This window comes from uncultured Aliiroseovarius sp. (genome assembly GCF_947492455.1).
Lineage (GTDB): Bacteria > Pseudomonadota > Alphaproteobacteria > Rhodobacterales > Rhodobacteraceae > Aliiroseovarius.
The window spans coordinates 516,760-536,132 of sequence record NZ_CANLNB010000003.1 but is presented as its reverse complement, the minus strand read 5'-3'; the positions used below and the strand labels follow the sequence as shown (position 1 = coordinate 536,132).

Below are 19,373 nucleotides of genomic sequence, written 5' to 3'. Positions count from 1 at the left end.
CGAGTTGGACTGACCAAGTTCGGTCAAAACTAAAAAACCCGCGCTTCTCCAGCGCGGGTTTTGTTTTGCCCGCCAGAGCTTGTCCGGCGGGAATTTTCGTTTCGAATTATTCTTCGAGGGTCAGCGCGACAAAGCGCGGATTGCCATCACGGCGCACCAGAAGCAGGACCGATTTGCGGCCGCCATCACGCGCAACCTCGAGGCTAGCTTCCAGATCCTCGATCGAGGCAACAGGCTGCTGCCCCGCTTCCGAGATCAGGTCACCCGCACGGATGCCCTTTTCGAAGGCTTCTGTGTCTTCGTCGATGTCCAGAACGGCCAAACCTTCTTCACCGGGGTTCAGACCCAGCGCCTCGCGCGTGCTGTCATCCAGCGGCGCCAGTGTCATGCCCAGAACCTTGCTGGGTTCGGCAGGCGCGGAAGGTTCTTCACCCGTTTGGTTCGAAGCAGCTACAGCGTCTTCACGACGGCCCAGCGTCACCTTGATGGTTTCGGTTTTCCCGTCACGCAGGATCATCACGCGGACAGCCTTGCCAACCGGAGCATTGCCAACGGTGCGCACCAGCGCGCCCGAATCCGTGACATCCACACCGTCAAAGCTCAGGATCACGTCATTGACCTGAATGCCTGCGTCCTTCGCCGGACCATCCGGCACGTCCGTTACCAGCGCTCCATCGGTGCTTTCCAGCCCAAGCGCTTCGGCAATGTCATCGGTGATGTCCTGAATGCGCACACCCAGCCACCCGCGACGAGTTTCGCCGAACTCTTTCAGCTGGCCAACCACGCGGTCCACCACGGCCGAGGACATGGCGAAGCCGATCCCGATCGAGCCACCATTGGGGCTAAGGATCGCGGTATTCACGCCAATCACCTGACCATCCATATTGAACAGCGGACCACCCGAGTTACCCCGGTTAATGGCCGCGTCGGTCTGAATGTAGTCGTCGTAGCTGCCCGACAGCTCGCGGTTGCGTTGCGACACGATCCCAGCCGAGACCGAGAAGCCCTGCCCCAGCGGGTTACCAACGGCCATCACCCAATCGCCAACGCGCATGATGTCGCTGTCGCCAAAGCTGACATAGGACAGCGGCTCGTCGCTTTCGACTTTCAGAAGCGCGATGTCGGTGTTGGGGTCGGTGCCAACCACTTTGGCTTCCAGCTGTTCTTCGCGGTCGAAGAATTCGATCAGGATCTCATCGGCGCCTTCAATCACATGGTTGTTGGTGACGATGAACCCGTCTTCAGAGATGACAAAGCCCGAGCCCAGCGCTTGGCTACGGCGCTGTCGCTGCGGACGTTCGCCGCCGTTCGGTCCTTGCTGGTTGCGGTCCAGGAAATCTCGGAAGAACTCTTCAAAAGGGCTGCCTTCCGGGATCATCGGCTGTGGGCCACCTTCGCGCCCGGCCACAATCGTCGACGTGGTGATGTTCACAACCGCGGGGCTGACTTGTTCGGCCAGATCCGCAAAGCTTTCTGGCGCGCCGCGCGCCTCCACGCGAAGGGAGGTTGCCAACAATGTGGCGACCGCAAGGATCAGGGCCACAAACCCCCGATAATACTCTGTCTGCACTTGCCTAAGGGCGTATGCCTGCGCTCTCACACTACTCTCCTTTTCGATATCTACCGGATGATACATCCGTTTAAATGATAGTCTCTAGATAGGAGCGGGAAAGCGCAACGCAAAGTTTGGACGGCGACCTCACCGCTATGTGAACACACGTAACACGGCGTGAGGGTCAGGGCCGCACACCAGACAGCCAGACCAGAAGCACGCCCAGCGCCAATGCGACCAGACCGATCAGCCGCCTCTGGTCCCGCGACATGGCTGCCATCGCCTGCACCAAATCATCCAGACGCGAAGGGGCCAGTGCGAACACCAGCCCCTCGATCACGAGCACAAGCCCGATACCTAGTATCAGAAGGCTCATTGCCGTCCTTGCTCCGACCCCAGATAGTCGAAGAATTCGCTATCCGGCGAGATTACCAGCGACGAATTGCCGGTGGTCAGCGAGTTCTCGTAAGCTTCCAGCGAGCGCAAGAAGGTAAAGAACTCGGCGTCACGACCCAGTGCTTCGGCCAGAATGGCGGTCCGGCGGGCGTCCGCCTCACCACGCACGATCTGAGCGTTCTTGCGGGCTTCCGACACGGTCTCAACCACGGTACGATCCGCAGCTGCACGCAGACGCTGCGCAGCCTCGTTACCGCGGGCGATTTCGTCTGCGGCCAGACGCTGACGTTCGGCACGCATACGTTCAAACGTGGCTTCAAGGTTCTGCTTGGGCAGATCGGCGCGCTTGATGCGCACGTCGATGATCTCGACACCCAGCGACAAGGCTTGCGAACGGGCCTGATCACGGATCTGGTTCATCAGAACAACACGGTCAGCTGACAGAACAGCGCCCGAGTTCACCTTACCCAGAACCTCACGCAGTTCCGCGTTCAGAATGCGTTCCAGACGCGGCACAGCGCCCGCGATCGAGCTTGAGCCCACCGCACGACGGAACTGCTTGGCATCCGCAACACGCCAGCGGGCGAACGCGTCGACCTCAAGGCGGCGACCGTCAACCGGCGTCACTTCCAGCTTACGGGTATCCAAAGGCAGGATACGGTCGTCATACTTGACGATCTCATGCAGGAACGGAACTTTGAAGTTCAGGCCCGGCTCGCGAATTTCGGCGGTAACTTCACCGAACCACAGGCGCAGAGCCGTTTCGCGTTCGTCCACGATATAGACCGCCTGAAGCGCACCGAACACCAGACCGGCCAGAACGAAAAGAGCAACTTGAGTACGTTTCATCAGTTCGACCCTCCGCTGTTGGATTGCGATTTGTTCAGCTCGTTCAGGGGCAGATAGGGTACAACACCGCTTCCACCACCGATGGCTTCATCCAGAATGACCTTATCGATATTGGTCATGACTTTTTCCAACGTCTCAAGATACAGACGCTTTCGGGTGATGTCCTGCGCCTTCTGGTATTCCTCGAACACGGCCAAGAAGCGTGCAGCTTCACCTTCGGCTTCGTTCACGACCTGCGCGCGATAACCTTCGGCTTGCTCCAGAAGCTGAGCCGCTTCACCACGGGCCGCAGCCACAACGCGGTTTGCATAGGCGTCCGCTTGTTTCTGCAGCGTGTCGCGGGTCTGTTCAGCAGCCTGCACTTCACGGAAGCTGTCGATAACTTCAGCAGGCGGGTCGGCACGGTCAAAGTTCACACGAATGATGTTCACGCCTGACTGATAGCCGTCGAGCGTCGACTGAATCAGCTCTTCCAGCTCTTGCGCAATGACACCACGATCCGAGGTCAGGACCGGCGCCAGAAGCGAACGCGCGATAATCTCGCGCATGGCCGATTCCGACACGGCCTGAATGGTGTTTTCAGGGGCTGCCAGGTTGAACACGAATTTCTCGATGTCCGAGATGTTCCACACAACCTGGAAGTCGATGTCGACGATGTTTTCATCCCCGGTCAGCATCAGACCTTCAGATGTACCATCACCAATGTTGATGACGTTTTCACGCGTCGTAGCATAGATTTCCTTGGTCACGATGGGCCAAGGGGCAAAGTTCAGACCCTCTTCCCCAACGCCGTAGCGTTCACCGAACAGCAGCTCGACCGATTGCTCGGACGTGTCGACGCGATAGAAACTGGCAAAGACCCATACGGCTGCCGCGACAAGCGCGATCAGCAGGATCGAGCCGCGCCCGATGCTAGGACCGCCTGCGCCTTGACCACCGCGACCGCCACCTTTGCGACTGTCACCTCGGCCACCCATGAGCACACGCAGTTGCTCTTGGCCTTTTTTCATCAGCTCGTCGATTTCCGGGATCTGGGGATTGTCACCGCCGGGGCGATTATTGCCGCCGCGGTTGCCACCATTGTTCGAGGGGGGACGTCCGTCAGAGCCGCCACGGTTTCCACCGCCGCCCCAGGGACCGCCATTATCGCTGGCCATCTGGTCCTATTCCTTCCGTGTTAAAAACAGGGTTTCGCGCTCATAACTGGCCCTTCGGGGCGCAGATTTCAAGGCAAAGGGGACGCAATGCGCCCCCTTTTCATGTGTTTAAATGACGTTCGCACCGGTTCAGTCGCTACGGGTGGGCGACTTCATCAGCACGATCTCTTCCGACATGGTCGGGTGAACGGCCACGGTCCGGTCGAAATCGGCCTTGGTTGCGCCCATTTTTATCGCCACGGCGGCCAGCTGGATCATCTCGCCCGCGCCGTCTCCGACGATATGCACGCCCAGCACTTTTTGGGTCTCTTGGCTGACGATCAGCTTGAACAGCACGCGTTCATTCGATCCGATGAAGCTTTTCTGCATCGGGCGGAAGGCCGCACAATAGACGTCGATCTTTTCCTGCGCACGGGCGTCTTCTTCAGACAGACCTACAGTGCCGTATTCCGGCTGGGTAAACACCGCCGAGGCGACGTTCTCGTGGTCCGGTTTGGTCGGGTTGCCATTAAAGACGGTTTCCACAAAGGCCATACCTTCGCGGATCGCGACCGGGGTTAGGGTGATCCGGTTGGTCACATCGCCGACCGCATAGATCGACGGGACCGAGGTCTGGCTGTAGTCATCCACGACCACTTCCCCGCCACGACCCAGCTTCACGCCGGTCTCTTCCAAGCCAAGCCCGTCGGTGTTCGGCACACGACCGGTGGCAAAGAGCACCTGATCAAAGACCTCTTCCCGCCCATCAGTGCCTTTGACCCAGATGGCGCCGTCACGCTCTTCCATGCGTTCGACTTCAAGGCCGACATGCAGGTCCACGCCGCGTTCGCGGATGTGCTCGGCCAAGAAGCCGCGCACTTCGTCGTCAAAGCCGCGCAGGATCTGCGCGCCGCGATACCATTGGGCGACATGGCTCCCCAGACCGTTGAAAATGCAGGCAAACTCGGTCGCGATATAGCCGCCGCCAACAATCAGGATCCGCGCGGGGAATTCTTCCAGATTGAACACTTCGTTCGAGGTGATGCCCAATTCAGCCGCGCCCGGCGTATCCGGAATGAACGGTCGTCCGCCGGTGGCCACAAGGATGTGCTTGGCGGTGAAGGTCTGACCCGTCGACAACTCGACAGTATGGGCATCTTTGACAACCGCACGTGCGTTATAAATGTCTGCCCCCGAATTGCCGAGGTTGCGGGTATAGATGCCCTCCAGCCGCTCAAGTTCCGCATGCAGCGCGGGACGGAAGGTGCCCTTCCAGTCAAACTCACCACGCGCATTGCCCTGCCAGCCATAGGCCGCAGCATCTGCCGCCGCCGGACCATGCTGCGAGGCAAAGACCATCAGCTTTTTCGGCACGCAGCCGCGGATGACACAGGTGCCGCCCATGCGGAACTCTTCCGCCAGCGCCACTTTCGCACCGCCTTCGGCTGCCACACGACCAGCGCGCACGCCGCCCGAGCCGCCGCCGATAACAAAGAGGTCATAGTCAAATCCGCTCATATTCATTGCCTTTCACGTCCCACCCGTTCATTGCCTTTCACGTCCCACCCGGTCGGGTGCGCATCACATCGGGGTTTGCATCCGCTGAAAGCTAGGGGCTTGGCACGCGGCTTTCCACCCCCAGAATTGTCACATTGATCACGTTTCCGCGTCTGATCCCGATCAGAGATCCGCAAACATGTTGGCGTCCTGCCCGGTTTCCACCTGCACCTCTTTCAAAGTGCCATCGGTCAGGTCCGTCACCTCGATCCGCCCGTCGCCGTGGCCCAACACCACCATGTCGCAAATGTCGATGAACAGCCCGTTCTCGACCACGCCCGGCACTTGGTTCAGTGCAAGCGCAAGATGACGCGGATCGCCGATCCGTTTCAGGTGCAAGTCAATGATATGATTGCCTTCATCCGTCACAAAGGGCGTGTCATCGATCATCCGCACCACTGCTTCCCATCCCAGCACATCCATCCCGTCCAACATCGCCTCGACCGTGGCGCGGGTGGTTTGCAGGCCGAAAGGAATGACCTCGATCGGCAAGGGAACCGCGCCAAGATGGGCTACGGATTTTGACTGGTCCGCAATCACGATCATCCGGTCCGAGGCCGAGGCCACAAGCTTTTCATGCAACAGCGCCCCGCCACCCCCTTTGATCAGGGTCAGATCGGCGTCGTATTCGTCGGTCCCGTCAATGGTCACATCCAGCCACTTGACCTCGTCCAATGTCGAGACCCGCAGGCCAGCCCCTTGTGCCAGTGCAGCAGTACGGCGGCTGGTCGGCACGCCGACGATATTCAGCCCTTCCTCGCGCACGCGTTCGCCAAGATATTTGACCATCCAAGCCGATGTCGACCCGGTCCCCAGCCCAACGCTCATCCCATCTTCCACGAACTGCACCGCATATTTCGCTGCAATGCTTTTGGCCGTGTCGATAGGTGAAAGTTCTGCGGTCATAACAACGAATCCCTCAAACCAAACAACTGTTGCGCAGTTTATAGGGTGCGGACCCCGCGTTGGCGAGTATCGAGCCAGAACGGCAACTTTTTTCTGGTCACATTGCTGTGGATTTGATTGTGTCGCGCCATGTTGAGACTTCACTACGCCCCCGACAACGCCTCTCTGATCATCCGGCTTGTGCTGGAGGAACTAGGCGAGCCCTATGAAACCGTTCTGGTCGACCGCGGCAGCAATGCGCAGCAAAGCCCTGCCTATCTGAAGGTCAATCCGATGGGGACGATCCCGGCGCTCGAGACCCCGCATGGGGTGGTCTTTGAAACTGCAGCCATCCTGCTCTGGCTTTGTGATCGCGCGGGGCGGCTGGCGCCTGCTGCGGACAGCCCGGATCGTGGGGCATTCCTGTCGTGGATGATGGTGGCGTCGAATGGTCTGCAGATGGATTTGCGCCAGCATTTCTATGCCGAGCGGTTCACAGCTGGACCTGCAGACGACCACCGCCGCATCGTGGCCAAGCGACTGCAAGGACATCTGGATCGCTACGAGGCGCTGCTGGGCGAAGGGCATGACTGGTTTGGCGACGAGGCACCGACCGCCTTGGACTATTACGTCGCCACGCCCCTGCGCTGGTTTGCACTGTATCTGCGGGACGAGCCGTGGTTCGTGCTCGACAACTGGCCGCGCCTACGATCCCTCGCCACGCGGATCGAAGCCCGCCCAGCGATGCAGGCGGCGATGATCGCCGAGGGATTGGGCGAGACGCCGCTCAGCAACCCCTCGCCTGCCAATCCGCCGGAAGGGGTGGCGCTGTAAGGCGCCATCTGGACAATCCCCTTCTGGCATCTGAGACTGTCGGGACAGCAATATGGGCGCAGGACATGGGCAAGGTTTTCTATCTCACGCTTGGGTGGTGCGCCGTGGCGCTTGGCCTTCTCGGGGTTATTCTGCCCGTGCTGCCGACCACGCCCTTTCTGCTGGTCGCGGCTTTTGCCTTTGGCAACAGCAGCCCGCGCGCCCGTGCGTGGTTGATTGACCACGCCCATTTCGGCCCTGCTATCCGCGACTGGGAAGAGCGTGGTGCGATCTCGCGCCGGGCCAAAACGCTTGCCACCAGCATGATGGCGCTGGTCCTTGTCCTCTCGCTAATCCTGAGCGCTCCGTGGTGGGTGGTGCTGGCGCAAGTGCTGCTGATGGGGGCGGGGGCCGCGTTCATTCTAACCCGCCCGGATTGACCGGAACGCGATTGGCGTAAAAACTGTCGCTTTTTCACGCACCTACTTGCGGAAAATCCGCACAATGGTCTGATGTAACCAAGCGAGGTCAAAATGTTCCTGTCTGTATTCGACATGTTCAAAGTCGGGGTCGGCCCCAGTTCGTCCCACACGATGGGGCCAATGGTTGCGGGTGCCCGCTTTTTGGAATTGCTGCGTGAACAGCCCTTCCAGGTGCATGGGTTGAAGGCCTCGCTGCATGGCTCGCTTGCCTTTACCGGCGTCGGCCACGCGACCGACCGTGCGACCATTCTGGGCCTCGCGGGCTTCCTGCCCGACAGCTATGACCACGCCAAGGCCGAGGCCGCGTTGGCGGATATCGAGGCAACTGGCACTGTGTCGCCTGACGGTCTAGGCACGCTGAAATTCGCGCCCCAAACCGACCTGATTTTCGACTATGACCACCCCCTGCCCGGTCACGCCAACGGCATGCAGCTGATGGCCACCGATGCGCAAGGCGACGTTGTGGTGCGCGAGACCTATTATTCGATCGGCGGCGGGTTCGTCGTGACCGAGGCCGAGCAGGCGCAAGAAGCCAAGCTAGACGCGCAAGATGCGAAAATTCATCCCTACCCGTTTGAAAACGCCGTGCAGATGCTTGAGATGGCGAAGGCCTCGGGCAAGAGCATCGCGGACATGAAACGCGCCAACGAGCTGGTGCATATGGGCCCCGCAAGCTTGGCCGAAAAGCTGGATCGGATCTGGGAGGTCATGCAGAACTGCATCGAGCGCGGGTTGACGAAAGATGGCATTCTGCCCGGCGGCTTGATGGTCAAGCGCCGCGCCAAAGCCATCTATGATAGTCTAATCGCTGAGCAAGGCCTGAACCTGACCGCCCCGCACACGATCAACGATTGGATGAGCGTCTATGCGATGGCGGTAAACGAGGAAAACGCCGCGGGCGGACAGGTTGTCACCAGCCCGACCAATGGCGCAGCGGGCGTGTTGCCTGCGGTGGTCTATTACTGGCTGAACCACGTGCCGGGGGCATCAGCATCGCGCATTCACGATTTCCTGCTGACGGCCTCGGCCATCGGCGCCATCGTCAAGCACAACGCGTCGATCTCGGGTGCGGAAGCAGGCTGTCAGGCCGAAGTCGGTTCCGCCAGCGCAATGGCCGCTGCCGGCCTGTGTGCCGTGATGGGCGGGACACCTGAACAGGTGGAAAATGCGGCGGAAATCGCACTGGAACACCATCTTGGCCTGACCTGCGACCCAGTGCGCGGACTGGTGCAGGTGCCGTGTATTGAACGCAATGGTCTGGGCGCGATCAAAGCAGTATCTGCCGCATCTCTTGCCCTGCGTGGTGATGGCACCCATTTGGTCCCGCTGGACGCCTGCATCAAAACGATGTTCGAGACCGGTCAGGACATGATGGAAAAGTACAAAGAGACCTCATTGGGCGGTCTGGCGGTCAACGTTCCGAACTGCTGATCGCCAGACGTTCCGGGCCTAGGGGCAGCGCGCCGGGTCGCCCTGCCACAGCACCCGCACGGCCTGTTGCAGGTACGCGCGAGGCAGGATCACCAAAAGCCCCTCGCCTTTGGCGGACAGGGTGACAGGGCCGTCTGTCACCTCGTTCGAGGTGCCGATCTGTCCCCAAGGCGCGAACTCCAAATTCTCGACGGGCCAGCGCAATCCGGTGCAATTCGCGATCACGCGGGCCATCGGAAACAGCGACAGGCGCGTGCCTGCGGGCAGGTCCAGTGTGACCTTTTGGGACAGGTGAAAACAGATGTCTTCTTCGCCTAGAAGAATTGCCGGTTTCCCGGCCTGACGGACCAAAACGCAATAGCAGGCCAGCTGATGGTCCATGCGTTTTCCGGTAAAGCCTGTACACAAGATCACTGGGGCGTCGACCAAGTCGAGTGCCTTGTCGAAATCCGTTCGATTCTGATCCGGCGTCTCGATCAGGATCGAAGGATCAAGCTCTGCACGCGTTGCGTCGCTGATCGAATCGAAGTCACCAGAAACCCCAATGATATCAAGGCCCAGCGCCACCGCGCGGTTGGCGCCGCCGTCAACGCCAAACAGATTTGGCGCCACCCTTAACGATTCCGCGATGTCTTTTGGCGAAGCTTGACCTCCGCCCAGCAACGTAACCCCTTCATCCAGACGTAGAACTTGACAACTCATGGTTTGTATTCCGGCCCCTCTCCACATTATTGCCACATTTCCGACACATAAAAATACCAACCACATCGCGCTTTTGCGCAATTTAAGCATCACTATAGTTAAATGTATCGTTGTCGTCGTTCTGGTTGAGAAGGTGAATTATTAATGGTTAACAACAACAAGATCCTCACGGTTTCCTATGGCACGTTTTCCTGCACGCTGGAAGGATTTGATGATCCGTTCGGCGCGATGAAATCGATCGCCGATTATTTCCGCGGTCTGGCCGAACAAGACCGCTCGTTCGGCGCCGAGCCTGTCGCGCCGGATACCTCTGTCCTGCACAAAATCGCCGAGCGTGAATCGCTGAAACAGGTTGATGCCGAAATCGAAGATCAGGGCATTATCCTGCGCCAAAGCGCCGAAGACCTGAAACCGCAGTCGGACGATGCGCCAGCCAAGGTGGCCACGATGACCGCGCAGGTCGACGAACGCGAAGACGACAACGGTGCCGCGCACGATCTGAACGAAGATGACGCGCTGTCGAAACTGTCTCGTCTACGGGCGGCTGCGCTGGACGACGCGCAGATCGCAGACGAGTATCTGGAAGACGAGCATGCCGCTGGGGCTGCAAATTCAGAACTGACGGATCTGGAAGATTTGGACGAGTTTGATGCGCTGATCACCAACCATGCTCTGTCGCCGGATGCAGAAGCGGAAAAAGAGGCTGTCTCGGAAACCGCAGATCGCGACGCCAAGCGTCAGCGCGTGAAAGATCAGATTGCGATGAATGACGATGGTGCACCGGGCACCCCCGAGGAGGCTGCCGTTGTTGCCCCCCCGGTCGAGGACACGGGTCGCACTGAAGCCAGCAATGTCTCGCGCGTGCTGCGTGTCAAACGCAAGCGCCGCAGCGACGGCGAGGAAAACGTCGTCGTCTCGCAGACCAACACGCCCACAAGCGACAGCATCGAAGACGCGACCGAGATCCACTCGGATGCTGCATTGACCGCCGAGCAAGAGGCCGATCTGGCCGCCGAGCTGGCACAGGCCGAAGCCGAAACGCGCGCGGACCTTGAAGCACAGGCCGAGCCCGCTCCGTCGCTGAAATCCGCGTTTGCGTCGATTGCACCGCTACCGCCCCTCCCGCTGGACGATTCCCTGCGCGTCGCCGTACAGGAAGTGTCGACCAAGGTTTCAGATGACATCACCAGCGACATCGCGGACAACGCCCCGCGCAGCGAGCTGCACAGCGAAATCGAAGCGCTGCTGTCGACGATGGAAGCCGAAAGCCGCATGGATGCCCGCCGCGAGCGTCGCGCACAGGTCTTTGACGAACAAGAAGCTGCACGCGACGATAGCGCGTTGGACCGCATTTTGGCCGAAACCAACACACAGATGGACAATCAGGATGCTTCGCGTCGCCGTAGCTCGATCAGCCACCTGAAAGCTGCGGTTCAGGCAACCCGCGCCGACAAGGCTACGGGTCCGGTGGAGGGCACCGAAGAAGAGCAGAAGTCGCCCTATCGCAGCGATCTGGCAAAGGCCGTCAAGGCGCCAAGCCCAGAGGCGACGGCACCGAAAACGCCGGAACCTCAGCGCACCTCTCCCTTGGTGCTGATTTCCGAACAGCGCGTCAAAGACACCGACACCGAGCAAGACGCATCGGTTACCGCACCGCGTGACCGCCTCGTGCGTCCGCGCCGCGTCAACATCAGCACTCACCGTAAGAACCCGGACGCCACCGACGCTGATCCGGATGCAGAGCCGGTTGTTGCCACAACTGCCGATCTGACCGCCTTTACAGCGTTCGCCGCCCATATCGACCACAATGACACCGAGGGCTATCTGCGCGCCGCAGCGTCCTTTGTGACGCAAACGTCGGGCCAGTCGCATTTCCACCGCCCGCAGCTGGTGAAACTGGTGACGAAGCTGGGTGTTCCCGGCGGGATTTCGCGCGAGGATGCGCTGCGCGCCTTTGGCCGTCTTCTGCGCGAAGGCGAGATCATCAAAGTGGCGCAGGGCTGCTATGCGCTGACCAGCGCAGACGCCGCTGTTGCTCAGGGCGGTCTGCAAACCGCCTGATCGCATCAAGCACTGGACACAAAAAAGGCCCCGATCCGGGGCCTTTTTTATGCGTTATCGTCTTTGTCTTTCAGGGCATATTTCCCTGCGGGATCATGGGGATAGTTGGCTTCATCCTCGTCCGGATCCGCCTTACCGACCCCCAAAAACACCTGCTTCAAGGGCACCATCCACAAAAAGCCAAGCGCCGCGTAGATGATGAACTCCAGCCAGATCGGTGGGCGGTCAAACAGGCTTACCACAAAGACCGCCGCGATGATGTAGGCCGGCAGCCCGACGACCAGCACCAGAAGTGCCAGTCGCTTGCGGGCCTTATATCCCAGCGCCATCAGATCAATCCGCGAACGGGTCGGTCACCAGAATGGTGTCGTCCCGTTCCGGGCTTGTGGACAGAAGCGCCACGGGGCACTCGATCAGCTCTTCCACGCGCTTGACGTATTTAATCGCGTTGGCGGGCAGATCATTCCAGCTACGTGCGCCTTCGGTCGATTCCGACCAACCCGGCATCTCTTCATAAATCGGCGTACAACGGGCTTGCTGATCGGCTGCGGTGGGAAGGTAGTCCATACGCTCGCCGTCCAGTTCATAACCCACGCAAATTTTCAGGGTTTCGAACCCATCCAGAACGTCCAGTTTCGTCAACGAGATCCCGGTCACGCCCGAGGTTGCGCAAGTCTGGCGGACCAGAGCCGCATCGAACCAGCCACAACGGCGCTTGCGGCCCGTGGTGGTGCCGAACTCGTGCCCACGCTCGCCCAGACGCTGACCATCATCGTCGTCCAGTTCGGTCGGGAACGGGCCTTCGCCCACGCGGGTGGTGTAGGCTTTTACGATGCCCAGAACATAGTCGATCGAGCCCGGACCGATGCCGACACCCGTAGCGGCCTGACCTGCGATCACGTTCGAGGAGGTCACGAAGGGATAGGTGCCGAAATCGATGTCCAGAAGCGCGCCCTGCGCACCTTCAAACAGGATCCGCTTGCCGGATTTGCGCTTTTCATTCAGCACTTTCCAGACGGGGGCGGCGAATTTCAGGATCGCGGGCGCGACCTCTTTCAACTGTGCGATCAGCGCGTCGCGGTCGATCGGCTCGATGCCCAGACCTTTGCGCAGCGGATCGTGGTGCTGCAGCGCGCGGTCAACGCGGGCCTCAAGCGTGGCATCGTCTGCCAGATCGGCGACGCGAATGGCGCGACGACCGACTTTATCTTCATAGCACGGACCAATGCCGCGACCGGTGGTGCCGATCTTGGTGCCTTTCGACGCGGCCTCTTCACGGGCGCGGTCAAGTTCGCCGTGGAACGGCAGGATCAGCGGCGTGTTTTCCGCGATCATCAGCGTTTCCGGCGAAATATCAACGCCTTGCGCGGTCACCGTTTCGATCTCTTTCAGCAGGTTCCACGGGTCCAGCACGACCCCGTTGCCGATCACGCTCAGCTTGCCACCGCGCACAACACCCGAGGGCAGCGCGTGCAGCTTATAAACCGCTCCGTCAATAACAAGAGTATGGCCCGCATTGTGCCCCCCTTGGAACCGGCAGATCACATCGGCACGTTCGCTGAGCCAGTCAACGATCTTACCTTTTCCTTCATCGCCCCACTGGGCGCCTACGACAACGACATTGGCCATGGTCTTTTTCCTATCTCAAAGAAAACCCGGCCCGGTATAGCGGCACATCTTCCCCAGCGAAAGGTGTAATTGCTGCGAATGCAGAAAGGTCGCGATCCTTCCTGCTGCGGCTTGCACCCTGCGTTCTTTTCGCCTACATACCCCGGCAGATCGAACGAACCCAAACCACGGGAAGCGCCCCATATGGAAAACGTCATCCTCGTCATTCACCTGATCCTGGCCCTTGGGCTGATCGGGATCGTGCTTTTGCAGCGCTCTGAGGGCGGTGGCCTTGGCATTGGTGGCGGCGGTGGTGGCGGCGTTATGTCGGCACGTGGTGCGGCAACGGCCTTGGGCAAACTGACCTGGGGTTTTGCGATTGCGTTCCTGATCACCTCGATCTCGCTGACGATTATTTCGGCAAAGAATTCGGCTGATAGCTCGGTCGTGGATGCGCTGGGTCTTGAGGCCCCTGCCGCTGAAGGCGAAACCGCGCCTGCGGTTCCGGATGTCAGCAACCTGCTGCCGCCGGTCAACACCGACGAAAGCCTGACCCCGCCGCGCGCGGATTGATCATCGGGCGGGTTCGCCTGCCCCATATCTTCGGTCGAACCGGTTTTCGCTTAGAAAACCGGACGATAGACAACCCACACAACACCTAGAGGCGGGGCGCTGCGTCGCCCCATTATCTAGACGATCCGGTTGCGCGGGACGCCGGAATCGGTTATATCTTTAATCCCGTGAGGACCGGATTCGCAGCGGTGTTTTCTGCTTGCTGTTTGCGTATCCACTTACAAGCTATTGCGGCGCAACGACGCCAGTATCACGGGGGCAGCCAACCACATGGCACGTTACATCTTCATCACCGGCGGTGTTGTTTCTTCCTTGGGCAAGGGTCTGACCTCGGCCGCATTGGGTGCGCTGTTGCAGGCGCGCGGCTACACAGTCCGTCTGCGCAAGCTTGACCCTTATCTGAACGTCGACCCTGGCACGATGAGCCCGTTTGAGCACGGCGAGGTTTTCGTGACCGACGATGGCGCCGAGACCGATCTGGACCTTGGCCACTATGAACGCTTCACCGGCGTGGCGGCACGCAACACGGATTCGGTTAGCTCGGGCCGCATCTATACCACCGTGTTGGAAAAAGAGCGCCGCGGCGACTATCTGGGCAAAACCATTCAGGTGATCCCGCATGTCACCAACGAAATCAAAGACTTCATCGAAATCGGTGACGATGAGGTCGACTTTATGCTGTGTGAAATCGGCGGCACCGTGGGCGATATCGAAGCCCTGCCCTTCTTCGAAGCAATCCGTCAGTTCAGCCAGGAACGTCCGCGCGGCCAGTGTATTTTCATGCACTTGACCCTGCTGCCCTATCTGGCTGCTTCGGGCGAGCTCAAGACCAAGCCGACGCAGCACAGCGTGAAAGAACTCCGCTCGATCGGCATCGCACCTGACGTGCTGGTCTGCCGGTCCGAGCACCCGATTCCCGACAAAGAACGCGCCAAGATCGGTCTGTTCTGTAACGTCCGTCAGGAATCGGTCATCCCGGCCTATGACCTGAAGTCGATCTATGAAGCGCCGATGGCCTATCACAATGTGGGTCTGGATCAGGCTGTACTGGACGCGTTCCAGATTGCTCCTGCTCCGAAACCCGACCTGAGCCGCTGGGAAGACGTCGAAGACCGCATTCACAATGCCGAGGGCGAAGTGAAGATCGCCGTGGTCGGCAAGTACACCCAGCTGGAAGACGCCTATAAGTCGATCAAAGAAGCTTTGGTGCATGGCGGCATGGCCAACCGCACCAAGGTGAACCTGCAATGGGTCGATGCCGAACCCTTCGACAAGGAAGACCCCGCCCCCTATCTGGAAGGCTTCCACGCCATTCTGGTCCCGGGTGGCTTTGGCGAGCGCGGCACCGAAGGCAAGATCAAAGCGGCGCAGTTCGCCCGCGAGCGTAAAATCCCCTATTTGGGCATCTGTCTGGGCATGCAAATGGCCGTGGTCGAAGCTGCGCGCAACGTAGCCGGCATCACCGATGCGGGATCCGAAGAATTTGACCACGAAGCCGGCGAGACCCGTTTCACTCCGGTTGTCTATCACCTGAAGGAATGGGTGCAGGGCAACTACAAGGTGAAGCGCAAAGTGGGTGACGATAAAGGCGGCACCATGCGTCTGGGCGCCTATACGGCTGCGCTGACCGAAGGCTCGAAAGTGGCCGAAGTTTATGGCTCCAACACGATCGAGGAACGCCACCGTCACCGCTACGAGGTCGACACCAAGTATCGCGAGCAGTTGGAAGAGTGCGGGCTGGTCTTCTCGGGCATGTCGCCGGATGGCCGTCTGCCGGAAATCGTCGAGTGGAAAGACCACCCTTGGTTCATCGGCGTGCAGTTCCACCCGGAGCTCAAGTCGAAACCCTTCGACCCGGCGCCGTTGTTTGCGGATTTCGTGCGTGCTGCGAAAGACATCGAACGGCTGGTCTAAGCCACATAGAGATTCGGATACGGGCGGGGTTTTCCCCGCCCTTTTCTTTGCCGGGTCCACGTTTTAGGATTTCGGGGACCGTGAAGGACCCGCTGTGCCGCTATCCCAAAGCCCCCCAATCCCCTTTCTGGCGCTTTGCGCGTTCTGTCTGAACACCGCGCCCGCGCTGGCAGACGCCATCACCCCCGTCCCCTACGACCTTGTCGCCCAAACCACCTCCGGCGTGATTGATTTCGAGAGCTTCCTCGTCCTGCCCGAACCGGGCCAAGCCATTGCCGGTGCAATCCACGCCCCCGGAGCCACTTTGGGGGCCACACTTGTCGGGCAGAGAATTGGCGCTAGCGGTACATTCACCGTGCTGGGTGGCGTGCCGGCGCCCCCTGCGCGCGTGACGCAGCCCCCGACAAGCCCGCCTCTGGCCATCGCCTTCCACGCGGGTTTTGGGTCGAATGCGGCATTCCCTTTGGGACCGAACGGATTCGCCCAGCGCTCAGGCCGCGGGGAAGGCAGTGTGGCGATCAGCTTTAGCGCTCCGATCCAGTCCTTCGCCCTACGCTTGCATTTGGACTATGCCGATCCGCTGGGTAGCCGCCCAGCCCCCGGCCCGGTGTGGCTAAGCTTCTACGACGCGGACGCCGCTCTGATCCACATGGAAACGCTGACGCCCGCGCATGGCGTGCAAAGCTTTGGGTTCCTCAGCACCGCGCCGATCACGGCAATCACCCTCACCCATCAGGATCCCGGCGGAATTGCGATTGACGACATCCGCTATTCGCTGGACAGTCTGTCCAACTGAAGAACAGGGGGCAGGAATGGCCAAAGGATATTGGATCGGTCGCGTCGATGTGGACGACCTTGAGCGTTATCAGGACTATGTCAAAGCCAATGGCGCAGCGTTCGAGGCCTATGGCGCTCGTTTCCTGATCCGGGGCGGAAAATTTGAATCCGTCGAAGGGCAGTCGCGTTCGCGCAATGTCGTGATCGAGTTTCCCAGCTACCAAGACGCCGTCGACTGCTACAACAGCGACATCTATCAAGCCGCCAAAGCGTTCCGCGACCCGGTGTCTGTGGCGGATCTGATCATCATCGAAGGCTATGACGGATAAGTGAAAGGCGTGGGCTTGGCATTTTCTACGCCATGCCCACATTAAACATATGCTGAAATCGCTTCTGGACAGATTGACACAACCCGCCCCCCAGCCGCTTCAGGATGGGGATGCCCGACTGGCCGTCGCGGCCATTCTTGTGCGACTTGCGCGGGCGGATCACGACTATGACGCCGATGAAAAGCGCGCGATTGACCGGATTTTGGCGCAACGGCACGGCCTGTCCGATGCGGATGCGGCAGCGTTGCGCGCCGAGGCTGAAGCGTTGGAAGCGACCGCCCCCGACACGGTTCGGTTTACCAACGCCGTGAAGGATGCTGTGCCGTTGGAGGATCGCATTGCCATCCTGGAAGCCGCTTGGTCGGTTGTCCTGACAGACGGAGAACGCGCCTCGGAAGAGGATGCGCTGATGCGGATGATCCCTCGGTTTCTGGGCATCAGTGACTTGGACAGCAACCTCGCACGCCAGCGGGCCGCAAAGGCGCTGTAGCCCCTCCTACCCCTTCAGAACATGATTCCCCGCAGAGCGCGCAGCTCTGCGCCAAAACGCGTGCGCTCTACCCGGTGTTGATCCCCGTGACACAAACCGACATTTTGCAGCGCGAACCGACCATCCACCCGGATTTACGTAACTTCCCCGTCATTTCGCCGTTGCAATCCGTATGAAATTGCTCCCTACTCGTGCACCACAAAACCTTGTTTTAAACCGGAACCGCCTGTGCCTCGCGATAACTCTGACCAGACCCCTACCGACACTCTGCCGGTAATCGAAATCCGCGACCTGCACAAAAGCTATGGCGCGTTGGAGGTGCTGAAAGGCGTTGATCTGGTGGCGCCCCGCGGGCACGTCGTGTCGCTGATCGGGTCGTCCGGGTCGGGCAAATCCACCCTTCTGCGCTGCGCCAACCTGCTGGAAGAAAGCCAGCAGGGCGACATCCGTTTTGAAGGCGAGCCGATCAAGTGGAAGGGCCAGGGGCTAAACCGTCACCCCGCCGATCGCGCGCAGGTCACACGCATCCGCACCAACCTGTCGATGGTGTTCCAGCAGTTCAATCTGTGGTCCCACATGACCATTTTGCAAAACGTGATGGAGGCCCCCGTCACCGTTCTTGGCCGCGACAAGGCCGAGGTTGAAGAAAAAGCCCGCGAGTATTTGGCAAAGGTCGGAATTGGCGACAAATGCGACGTCTGGCCTGCCCAGCTGTCGGGTGGCCAACAACAGCGCGCCGCGATCGCCCGCGCGTTGTGCATGGAGCCCAAGGCGCTGCTGTTTGACGAACCCACATCTGCGCTGGATCCGGAGCTGGAACAGGAAGTGGTTAAGGTCATCAAAGATCTGGCCGCCGAGGGCCGCACCATGATTATCGTGACCCATGACATGCGCATGGCCCATGATGTTTCGGACCATGTGGTGTTCCTGCATCAAGGTCTAATCGAAGAAGAAGGCGCGCCCTCTGAGCTGTTCGGCAACCCAAAAAGCGAGCGTCTGAAGCAATTCCTGTCTCACTCGCACCCTGTGTGAGACCAATTTCTAACCAATAAAAGTAACCTGGGAGTAAATCATGAAAAAACTGATCGTCTCAACGGCGGCACTGGCCCTGACGGCTAGCTTCGCCATGGCCGCGGACACCGTGCGCCTTGGCACCGAGGGTGCCTATGCACCGTGGAACTTCGTGAATGACGCCGGCGAAATCGACGGCTTCGAGCGCGAGCTGGGCGACGAGCTGTGCAAGCGCGCCGAGCTGACCTGCGAGTGGGTGAAGAACGAATGGGACACCATCATTCCGAACCTCGTGTCGGGCAACTATGACGCCATCATCGCTGGCATGTCGATCACCGACGAGCGTGACGAAGTCATCGACTTCACCCAGCCCTACACCCCGCCAGATCCCTCGGCTTACGCTGCTATGTCGGCTGACGTAGACCCGTCGGCAGGCGTGGTTGCCGCACAGGCCACCACCATTCAGGCTGCTTTCGTGGCTGAACAGGGCTGGACCCTGGTTGAATTCGCAACCCCGGAAGAAACTGTTGCTGCTGTGAAGAACGGCGAAGCTGACGCGGTTCTGGCCGACAAATCCTTCCTGGACACCATGGTTGGCGCTGACGGCCTGGTGATGCTGGAACGCATGGAAGCCATTGGCGGCGGCGTTGGCATGGGGATCCGTGAAAGCGACGGCGACCTGCGCGCCAAGTTCGACGCAGCCATCCAGTCGATGAAAGACGACGGCACGCTGAACACCATGATCGCCAAATGGGAAGTTTCTTCTCAGTGGTAATGTAATGGCCGGGCCCGTGTGCAAATGCGCGC

At 59.9% G+C, this 19,373-nt stretch carries 20 protein-coding genes; 11 read left to right on the top strand and 9 right to left on the bottom strand.

The window, feature by feature from the left end; translation table 11 throughout:
- Positions 1–106: 106 nt before the first annotated feature.
- The 6 genes from Q0677_RS09275 to rpiA all read right to left on the bottom strand — a co-directional run bounded on the left by Q0677_RS09275 (position 107) and on the right by rpiA (position 6,396).
- Entirely contained in the window at positions 107–1,636 is a 1,530-nt protein-coding gene (locus Q0677_RS09275) for a DegQ family serine endoprotease (protein WP_298908819.1), read from the bottom strand.
- 100 nt (positions 1,637–1,736) lie between these two features.
- A complete protein-coding gene (locus Q0677_RS09270) occupies positions 1,737–1,928 on the bottom strand; it encodes a DUF2065 family protein (RefSeq protein ID WP_298908816.1) in 192 nt (63 codons plus the stop codon).
- The gene (locus tag Q0677_RS09265) at positions 1,925–2,797 is read right to left on the bottom strand and encodes a protease modulator HflC (protein ID WP_298908813.1); all 873 of its coding nucleotides are present in this window, start codon (positions 2,795–2,797) and stop codon (positions 1,925–1,927) included. The genes Q0677_RS09270 and Q0677_RS09265 overlap by 4 nt, the downstream gene beginning before the upstream one ends.
- Positions 2,797–3,954, bottom strand: a complete 1,158-nt coding sequence (gene hflK, locus Q0677_RS09260) for an FtsH protease activity modulator HflK (protein WP_298908810.1) — start codon at positions 3,952–3,954, stop codon at positions 2,797–2,799. The genes Q0677_RS09265 and hflK overlap by 1 nt, the downstream gene beginning before the upstream one ends.
- Before the next feature lie 129 nt (positions 3,955–4,083).
- Positions 4,084–5,451, bottom strand: coding sequence for a glutathione-disulfide reductase (gene gor, locus Q0677_RS09255; protein ID WP_298908805.1), 1,368 nt, complete (start codon positions 5,449–5,451; stop codon positions 4,084–4,086).
- A gap of 162 nt (positions 5,452–5,613) precedes the next feature.
- On the bottom strand, positions 5,614–6,396 hold the full coding sequence (gene rpiA, locus Q0677_RS09250; protein WP_298908803.1) for a ribose-5-phosphate isomerase RpiA: 783 nt from the start codon (positions 6,394–6,396) through the stop codon (positions 5,614–5,616).
- 129 nt (positions 6,397–6,525) lie between these two features.
- On the opposite strand from rpiA, the gene Q0677_RS09245 reads away from it, so the two are divergent.
- From Q0677_RS09245 to Q0677_RS09235, 3 genes are all read left to right on the top strand, one after another.
- Positions 6,526–7,209 (top strand): glutathione S-transferase family protein, encoded by a 684-nt coding sequence (locus Q0677_RS09245; protein WP_298908800.1) that lies wholly within the window; start codon positions 6,526–6,528, stop codon positions 7,207–7,209.
- A 65-nt stretch (positions 7,210–7,274) separates the two neighbouring features.
- The gene (locus Q0677_RS09240; RefSeq protein ID WP_298908798.1) at positions 7,275–7,628 is read left to right on the top strand and encodes a YbaN family protein; all 354 of its coding nucleotides are present in this window, start codon (positions 7,275–7,277) and stop codon (positions 7,626–7,628) included.
- Positions 7,629–7,721: 93 nt separating this feature from the next.
- Positions 7,722–9,101, top strand: coding sequence for an L-serine ammonia-lyase (locus Q0677_RS09235; protein ID WP_298908796.1), 1,380 nt, complete (start codon positions 7,722–7,724; stop codon positions 9,099–9,101).
- A gap of 18 nt (positions 9,102–9,119) precedes the next feature.
- Here Q0677_RS09235 and Q0677_RS09230 read toward each other — a convergent pair whose 3' ends face one another.
- On the bottom strand, positions 9,120–9,803 hold the full coding sequence (locus Q0677_RS09230) for a thiamine diphosphokinase (protein ID WP_298908794.1): 684 nt from the start codon (positions 9,801–9,803) through the stop codon (positions 9,120–9,122).
- Between the two features lie 144 nt (positions 9,804–9,947).
- Between Q0677_RS09230 and Q0677_RS09225 the strand changes: the two genes are divergently transcribed.
- Positions 9,948–11,864: a hypothetical protein gene (locus Q0677_RS09225; RefSeq protein WP_298908791.1), complete on the top strand. Its 1,917-nt coding sequence runs from the start codon at positions 9,948–9,950 to the stop codon at positions 11,862–11,864.
- 47 nt (positions 11,865–11,911) lie between these two features.
- On the opposite strand, the gene Q0677_RS09220 is transcribed toward Q0677_RS09225, so the two are convergent.
- Both Q0677_RS09220 and Q0677_RS09215 read right to left on the bottom strand, forming a co-directional pair.
- Complete coding sequence (locus tag Q0677_RS09220) at positions 11,912–12,193, bottom strand: DUF2842 domain-containing protein (protein ID WP_298908788.1); 282 nt, start codon at positions 12,191–12,193, stop codon at positions 11,912–11,914.
- A gap of 4 nt (positions 12,194–12,197) precedes the next feature.
- Positions 12,198–13,493: an adenylosuccinate synthase gene (locus tag Q0677_RS09215; RefSeq protein ID WP_133487825.1), complete on the bottom strand. Its 1,296-nt coding sequence runs from the start codon at positions 13,491–13,493 to the stop codon at positions 12,198–12,200.
- A gap of 183 nt (positions 13,494–13,676) precedes the next feature.
- Between Q0677_RS09215 and secG the strand changes: the two genes are divergently transcribed.
- The 7 genes from secG to Q0677_RS09180 all read left to right on the top strand — a co-directional run bounded on the left by secG (position 13,677) and on the right by Q0677_RS09180 (position 19,341).
- Positions 13,677–14,045 carry a preprotein translocase subunit SecG gene (gene secG / locus Q0677_RS09210; RefSeq protein ID WP_298908783.1) on the top strand — a complete coding sequence of 123 codons (369 nt, stop codon included), beginning with the start codon at positions 13,677–13,679 and terminating at the stop codon, positions 14,043–14,045.
- A gap of 270 nt (positions 14,046–14,315) precedes the next feature.
- Entirely contained in the window at positions 14,316–15,959 is a 1,644-nt protein-coding gene (locus tag Q0677_RS09205; protein WP_298908780.1) for a CTP synthase, read from the top strand.
- A gap of 94 nt (positions 15,960–16,053) precedes the next feature.
- Positions 16,054–16,755 (top strand): hypothetical protein, encoded by a 702-nt coding sequence (locus Q0677_RS09200; protein WP_298908777.1) that lies wholly within the window; start codon positions 16,054–16,056, stop codon positions 16,753–16,755.
- 16 nt (positions 16,756–16,771) lie between these two features.
- On the top strand, positions 16,772–17,065 hold the full coding sequence (locus Q0677_RS09195) for a DUF1330 domain-containing protein (protein ID WP_298908775.1): 294 nt from the start codon (positions 16,772–16,774) through the stop codon (positions 17,063–17,065).
- Between the two features lie 49 nt (positions 17,066–17,114).
- Positions 17,115–17,555 carry a TerB family tellurite resistance protein gene (locus tag Q0677_RS09190; protein WP_298908773.1) on the top strand — a complete coding sequence of 147 codons (441 nt, stop codon included), beginning with the start codon at positions 17,115–17,117 and terminating at the stop codon, positions 17,553–17,555.
- A 228-nt stretch (positions 17,556–17,783) separates the two neighbouring features.
- A complete protein-coding gene (locus Q0677_RS09185; RefSeq protein ID WP_298908770.1) occupies positions 17,784–18,587 on the top strand; it encodes an amino acid ABC transporter ATP-binding protein in 804 nt (267 codons plus the stop codon).
- A 40-nt stretch (positions 18,588–18,627) separates the two neighbouring features.
- Complete coding sequence (locus tag Q0677_RS09180; RefSeq protein ID WP_298908767.1) at positions 18,628–19,341, top strand: transporter substrate-binding domain-containing protein; 714 nt, start codon at positions 18,628–18,630, stop codon at positions 19,339–19,341.
- Positions 19,342–19,373 lie beyond the last annotated feature (32 nt).

Bases quoted from the DNA above. Each gene is read 5' to 3' on its own strand.
- Q0677_RS09275 (WP_298908819.1), bottom strand. From the start codon at position 1,636: ATGTATCATCCGGTAGATATCGAAAAGGAGAGTAGTGTGAGAGCGCAG.
- Q0677_RS09270 (WP_298908816.1), bottom strand. From the start codon at position 1,928: ATGAGCCTTCTGATACTAGGTATCGGGCTTGTGCTCGTGATCGAGGGG.
- Q0677_RS09265 (WP_298908813.1), bottom strand. From the start codon at position 2,797: ATGAAACGTACTCAAGTTGCTCTTTTCGTTCTGGCCGGTCTGGTGTTC.
- hflK (WP_298908810.1), bottom strand. From the start codon at position 3,954: ATGGCCAGCGATAATGGCGGTCCCTGGGGCGGCGGTGGAAACCGTGGC.
- gor (WP_298908805.1), bottom strand. From the start codon at position 5,451: ATGAGCGGATTTGACTATGACCTCTTTGTTATCGGCGGCGGCTCGGGC.
- rpiA (WP_298908803.1), bottom strand. From the start codon at position 6,396: ATGACCGCAGAACTTTCACCTATCGACACGGCCAAAAGCATTGCAGCG.
- Q0677_RS09245 (WP_298908800.1), top strand. From the start codon at position 6,526: ATGTTGAGACTTCACTACGCCCCCGACAACGCCTCTCTGATCATCCGG.
- Q0677_RS09240 (WP_298908798.1), top strand. From the start codon at position 7,275: ATGGGCAAGGTTTTCTATCTCACGCTTGGGTGGTGCGCCGTGGCGCTT.
- Q0677_RS09235 (WP_298908796.1), top strand. From the start codon at position 7,722: ATGTTCCTGTCTGTATTCGACATGTTCAAAGTCGGGGTCGGCCCCAGT.
- Q0677_RS09230 (WP_298908794.1), bottom strand. From the start codon at position 9,803: ATGAGTTGTCAAGTTCTACGTCTGGATGAAGGGGTTACGTTGCTGGGC.
- Q0677_RS09225 (WP_298908791.1), top strand. From the start codon at position 9,948: ATGGTTAACAACAACAAGATCCTCACGGTTTCCTATGGCACGTTTTCC.
- Q0677_RS09220 (WP_298908788.1), bottom strand. From the start codon at position 12,193: ATGGCGCTGGGATATAAGGCCCGCAAGCGACTGGCACTTCTGGTGCTG.
- Q0677_RS09215 (WP_133487825.1), bottom strand. From the start codon at position 13,493: ATGGCCAATGTCGTTGTCGTAGGCGCCCAGTGGGGCGATGAAGGAAAA.
- secG (WP_298908783.1), top strand. From the start codon at position 13,677: ATGGAAAACGTCATCCTCGTCATTCACCTGATCCTGGCCCTTGGGCTG.
- Q0677_RS09205 (WP_298908780.1), top strand. From the start codon at position 14,316: ATGGCACGTTACATCTTCATCACCGGCGGTGTTGTTTCTTCCTTGGGC.
- Q0677_RS09195 (WP_298908775.1), top strand. From the start codon at position 16,772: ATGGCCAAAGGATATTGGATCGGTCGCGTCGATGTGGACGACCTTGAG.
- Q0677_RS09190 (WP_298908773.1), top strand. From the start codon at position 17,115: ATGCTGAAATCGCTTCTGGACAGATTGACACAACCCGCCCCCCAGCCG.
- Q0677_RS09180 (WP_298908767.1), top strand. From the start codon at position 18,628: ATGAAAAAACTGATCGTCTCAACGGCGGCACTGGCCCTGACGGCTAGC.